Source organism: Priestia sp. P5_B4, assembly GCF_056400385.1.
Genome location: NZ_JBFULJ010000216.1, coordinates 1 through 5,453, shown reverse-complemented (window position 1 = coordinate 5,453; position 5,453 = coordinate 1). Strand labels below are relative to the sequence as shown.

The 5,453-nt window shown below is 33.8% G+C and carries 5 protein-coding genes; 1 reads left to right on the top strand and 4 read right to left on the bottom strand.

Going from position 1 to position 5,453, the window contains the following annotated elements; all coding sequences use genetic code 11:
- Nucleotides 1–118: 118 nt before the first annotated feature.
- Entirely contained in the window at nt 119–1,516 is a 1,398-nt protein-coding gene (locus AC1DRF_RS15700; protein ID WP_477741104.1) for a glycoside-pentoside-hexuronide (GPH):cation symporter, read from the bottom strand.
- 611 nt (nt 1,517–2,127) lie between these two features.
- Here AC1DRF_RS15700 and AC1DRF_RS15695 point away from each other — a divergent pair.
- Complete coding sequence (locus AC1DRF_RS15695; protein ID WP_477741103.1) at nt 2,128–3,000, top strand: AraC family transcriptional regulator; 873 nt, start codon at nt 2,128–2,130, stop codon at nt 2,998–3,000.
- 142 nt (nt 3,001–3,142) lie between these two features.
- On the opposite strand, the gene AC1DRF_RS15690 is transcribed toward AC1DRF_RS15695, so the two are convergent.
- The 3 genes from AC1DRF_RS15690 to AC1DRF_RS15680 form a co-directional block, all read right to left on the bottom strand.
- Nucleotides 3,143–3,430 (bottom strand): hypothetical protein, encoded by a 288-nt coding sequence (locus tag AC1DRF_RS15690; protein ID WP_043980937.1) that lies wholly within the window; start codon nt 3,428–3,430, stop codon nt 3,143–3,145.
- Nucleotides 3,431–3,560: 130 nt separating this feature from the next.
- Nucleotides 3,561–4,724, bottom strand: coding sequence for a DUF418 domain-containing protein (locus tag AC1DRF_RS15685; protein ID WP_477741102.1), 1,164 nt, complete (start codon nt 4,722–4,724; stop codon nt 3,561–3,563).
- Between the two features lie 443 nt (nt 4,725–5,167).
- Nucleotides 5,168–5,377 (bottom strand): hypothetical protein, encoded by a 210-nt coding sequence (locus tag AC1DRF_RS15680; RefSeq protein WP_043980934.1) that lies wholly within the window; start codon nt 5,375–5,377, stop codon nt 5,168–5,170.
- Between the last annotated feature and the right edge of the window lie 76 nt (nt 5,378–5,453).

The window sequence follows — 5,453 nt, the reverse complement described above, 5'->3', positions numbered from 1 at the left end:
CCTTTATATAATTCATAATAACCTTTATATTTATAATATGAAAACGCCACCAATATTTCAAGTACTTTTTGCTAGATTATTAAATTAATTTTGTATTTCGTCTAATTTACCTATCATCTTACATTGGTATTCTATTTTTACTTTTAGCAAGATCCGCTACGATTTTATTGTATTTATCATCTGAAAGTTTATAAAAGAAAAACATTACAATAATTGTTGCAATGGCTAATGTACTTGGATAAATAAACATTAATCCTCTAATTCCTTGCAGCACATTTGCATTCTGCACCGCATTTGGAACGTAACCCACTATCCCTAACACAACACCAGGAATAAAGCCTGCAAGCGCTTGAGAAAGTTTACGGAAGAAAGTAAAGAAAGAATACACGACACCTTCCGATCGATTGCCAGTTTTCCATTCGCCATACTCTACAGCATCAGAAACTAATGCCCAGTTCAAACTATTTACAAATGAGCTTCCAAAGAAAGCAAAGCAAGCTAATGTAATAAAAATCACTGCATTATCTGCAAAAACATAAGCTAAAATATCTCCTACAGCCCAAATCGCGCACCCCAATATGTACGTAGACTTTTTTCCAATCCTTTTGACCATGAAAGGAACCATTGCCACGCCGATAAATACACAACCAATACTGAAAAACCCCATATAAGGAACGATTGCTACGTTTTTTAATACGTACTGACAAAAATAAACTTGTACAGCAAGCTTTACGTTAAAAGCTGAAAAGGTAAACAAATTAACTAAACAAAGAATTAGTAAAGGCGTATTCTTAAAAAGCCCTTTATAGCTATCAGTCAGCCTCACGTTTGTATTTTGGGGTTTTTCATACAMATATCTTTCTTTTACATTGGCATAACAATAGACTTGTAACAAAACACCCAAAAATGCAAAAATAGATACAGCCACTAAATAACCAGTAGATTGATTGTTAAACATTAAGACAATCGGCATAAATCCTACAGTTGTAATAAGAAGTCCTAAATTTGAGCCTGCTTGTCTAAATGATGCCATTTCTGCTCTTTCAACAGGATCTTTTGTCATCGCAGGTACCATTGATCCATAAGGAATATTTGAAATGCTATAAATCGTTCCAAATGCCATATACGTTACATATGCCCATATAATCTTTCCGGTTAGTGAAAAATCCGGATTAGTAAAGCTGACTATTGTTATCAAAGCAAGCGGTATTGCAGCATAAAGAAAGAATGGTCTAAATTTGCCTTTAGGACCTATCTTCTTTCGATTATCAATCCAAGTACCTACTGTAATATCAGCGAACGCATCCCATATTTTCGTAATTAAAAATACTAAACCTGCTGTTGCAGAAGGCAAGCCTAACGCGTCGGTATAAAACTTCAGCAAATAAATTTGACCCAAGTCTAACATAAAGTTATTTCCTACATCTCCCAATCCATAAGCAACCTTCTCTTTAAGCCTTAGTTTCTTAGGTGTATTAATTGAATGTTCTACATTTTGAACCAATGGCTGTTCCATAAGTTCTCCCCCTTTGTTTAACACATTTTAAGACTTCACATTAAAGATGCATCACATAGGAGATTACAATTTTGATACACTTCCAAACTTATAATCTCCTCTAGGTTGATACTAAAACCACCCTCCCCCTTTATAACATCACAACGTTTCTAAAAAAGTTACTACCTTTTTACTTATAATATGAAAACGCATACAAATTATCAAGTGTTTTTTTATTTTATTTTTAAAAAAGAGGAAAAATAATTCTAAAAATTCTATAGCTATCTCTTGAGGAGTAAGTCTACCCTATCCTTATAAACTCCTCGTTAACAATTTTGAGCGACAGGTAGAAAGTATATCAACATCTACCTTTGGGCTATTCGAGAAAGAGAATAAACTCGTTATATCGAGGATGGATAAAGATCTGTATATAACGGAAATTATAGCTTCATTGAACCCCTTGCCTACCAAGGGATTTTTTTTTGGTGTGTGCCAGAAAGAATAATTTATGTGTACTAGTTTTTGATATCATATATAGCTTAGAATAGAGAAAAAACCTACATAATTGTGCATAAAATGTCGGATGGCATTGTTTGAATCCTGCTATTCTGACAATAAGGGAGGTCATAAAAATGGATTTGCTTAAAAATATGAACAGAGCTTTGCATTATATTGAAGAGAATCTAACTAACGATATAAATTTTAGAGAAGTAGTAAAGCTAGCTCTTTGCTCGGAGTATCACTTTAAGAGAATGTTTTCTTTTCTTGCAGGTATTACTTTGTCAGAATACATTCGCAGAAGAAGACTTACTCTTGCAGCATTCGAACTTAAAGATAAGAACGTGAAGGTTATTGATATTGCGATTAAATACAGATACAACTCACCGGATTCTTTTACACGAGCTTTTCAAAACTTGCATGGTATAAGCCCTTCAGAAGCCAAAAAGGATGGCCGTTCACTTAAGGCTTATCCACCCATGACCTTCCAGCTATCGATTAAAGGAGGAGATGAAATGAACTATCGAATTGAAGAAAAAGAGGCATTTCGTATAGTCGGCATTAAAGAAAGAGTTCCTATAATTTTTCACGGAGTTAACCCAAAGATTGCTGCTATGTGGGAAAGTTTACAGGATGAAACAATAGATAAACTAAAAAAACTTTCTAATGTTAAACCATTAGGGCTGCTTAGTGCGTCTGTAAATTTTTCTGAAGGACGAATGGAGGAAAAGGGGGAGCTTGATCATTACATCGGGGTAGCAACAACCAAGAATTGCCCCCATAATTTAATAAAGCTTGAAGTACCTGCTTTGACATGGGCTGTATTTGAAGCCGTTGGGCCATTTCCTGATACTTTACAAGATTTATGGGGACGGATTTATTCCGAATGGTTTCCATCCTCAAATTACGAACAAGTAGAGGGACCAGAAATTTTATGGAATGAACATAAGGATGTAACCTCACCGACTTTTAAAAGTGAGATTTGGATACCAGTATCAAAAAAATAATGCTAATTCAATAATAAATATTTTAATATAAGAAAAAGGGAGTCCACAAATGTAATCTCCCTTTTTTTAATTTATAGCTTTCTGTAATGCTGGTTATGACAACTATAAACTTACGAAGTATAAGTCGTACTAAGCAAATTTTTTATTTATTGTTATATTGTTTTATAACTGTAATTATAACTGCCAGTAACAGAACAATTGCGCTATTTATAAGTAAGTAGTATCCAACTTGTAAACCATAAAATATGGCAAAAGCGTCTCTAATGATCAACAGTGCTAATGTACCGCCTATTGCCCCAAATAAAGCCGCCAGTATCAATATTGTAAAAGCAGCAGCGTATAAACTTTTCTTTTTTTTGTAGGATATAAATCCAACGATATTTGAAATGATAATAAAGAATCCGATAAGTATTAAGAAAAAGTTAGCCATTTTCTTTAATTCTCCTCTACGGACTATTAATTGGTTAAAATTATCAATATCTAATATAACTTTAACATAACATTCTATGTGAAAGTTTTGCTTCTTATAACATGTTTTATATTCATCAAAAGAAGCTGACTTACAATTTAAGATCTTTCTTTATATTTTTCTTTATAACTAAACTGGCTAAGCGTTTGCGCGCTGATTCCATAGGACCCATTTTAAAATAATGAAGCCACAAAGTAGCAAATAACATTTGAAACAAACAGATTAGTATCCAAACAAAAATGACGAAGAATGAACGAGGGTGTCCACCCCACCCAAGGCTCCATCCATAAAATAAAATTGAGCTTAAAACATTCTGTAACACATAGCAACTTAAAGACATCTTACCTACTTTTTCTAAAACGCTCCATAATGAAAAGTCCTGAAATTTTTCAATTAGTAAACTAATGGCTCCCATGTATCCAAGCGATAAAATAGGGGCAAATACATACCTCACTGGAAAATCAAAGTATCCTCCAGGAACAAATAATAATAGGTTTAGAGGTAGCCCAACTAAAAGTCCCGCCTTCATCATCCTCTTTCTGATATTAATACCATTGGAATTATGGTCAAAAGCTCCTATTCTCACTAGTAAAGCACCAATTAAAAACATGCATATATTAAATGGAATGACGAAAATTGCTTCTGTGCGCAGCTCCCAAAAATGAAAAAGTCGATACTGCATTTGATTCATCCATGATCCATGTTGATAAAGGTTCACCACTTCTTTTGGGACAGCAACTAGCTCATCTCCTATTGAGTTAGTTAGCACACCTAAGAACACAAGTACTATAAAGAAAAGATGAATCGCTGCTGCACTAATCATTGTTATTCGTATCAGCGTCTTCCGCATTTTTACGATAAACGATACGACAATGGCAGTTACTGCATAAGACATTAAAATGTCGTACTCTAAGACAAAAATAAAGTACAAAAGCCCTTCCGTTAATAAGATTAAAGACAGCCATATGTACCTTCCCGGCCAAGTCTGATTTAATCGTTTTGATTGCTGATATTTCAGTTCTAAACCAACACCAAACATAATAGCTAAGAGCCCAAGTAATTTCCCGTTAATTAAGGATAGAAAAAGGATTCTTAAAAAATCATCTCCTGATAGCCACCATTTGTTATGGGTAAAAGTAAATATATAATTTATATCTCCCAGATAGGCAAACAGCCAAATGTTCGTTCCTAGTGTTCCCAGAATCGCTAATCCTCTTAATATATCTAAAGAGCGAATTCGTTCTTTATTCTTCACTTCTCATCTCTCCATCCGTTACATTTACTCTAATAACGTTCCTAAAAAGGATTGTTCATTTTTGTTACTCTCCTTCTTGGTATGTCATAGTTCAACTATATTAGATTACGTTGCGTCACCTTCAACCCTTATTTTTAAATATTTTAAATAAATGAATGAATTATTTTTAGTGAGATAAAGAAAGCGTGGATACGTTTTGAGAAGTGCAAAGACTGCCCGCTTTGGAAACAAGTTTAGCCAAAAGGTATACTCGCGTCTGCAGAGTACTAATTACAAAAAAAGAAACGCTCGTATTTTCAAGGTTTCTTTTTTTAAAATATTCCACTCTAAGCGACAATTGAAGATGAATTAAAATGCTGTTACTGTGATATAGCGTTTTCCGACGTTTTGTAATTCATAAGGTAAATAACGTCGTTGAATACATACTTTCTGAAAGCTAGCATCTAGCTTTTAGAAAGTTCGTTTATCTCCCTTTCAATAAGAGCCACTGAAATTTCGAATGCTTGTATCCGTCTTTTAGCTAAGGTGATTTGAGATTTATATCTATCAGCGTTTTCTTTACCTTCAAACGTTTTTACTGTCTGTCTGAGTTTATGTAAAGTTGAATCAATTTGACGTTTTGCTTCAACTAATTCAGCTACATCAAATTTCATTTACGTCCCTCCTTTTATAATTGTTATTGGCAGCCTTCTCATATAAAAAAGCTGATGCCTCATCTCTGTATAAAGC

What these genes read in the sequence shown, in the direction of transcription:
- AC1DRF_RS15690 (WP_043980937.1), bottom strand. Translation starts at nt 3,430, where the DNA reads ATGGCTAACTTTTTCTTAATACTTATCGGATTCTTTATTATCATTTCA.
- AC1DRF_RS15695 (WP_477741103.1), top strand. Translation starts at nt 2,128, where the DNA reads ATGGATTTGCTTAAAAATATGAACAGAGCTTTGCATTATATTGAAGAG.
- AC1DRF_RS15680 (WP_043980934.1), bottom strand. Translation starts at nt 5,377, where the DNA reads ATGAAATTTGATGTAGCTGAATTAGTTGAAGCAAAACGTCAAATTGAT.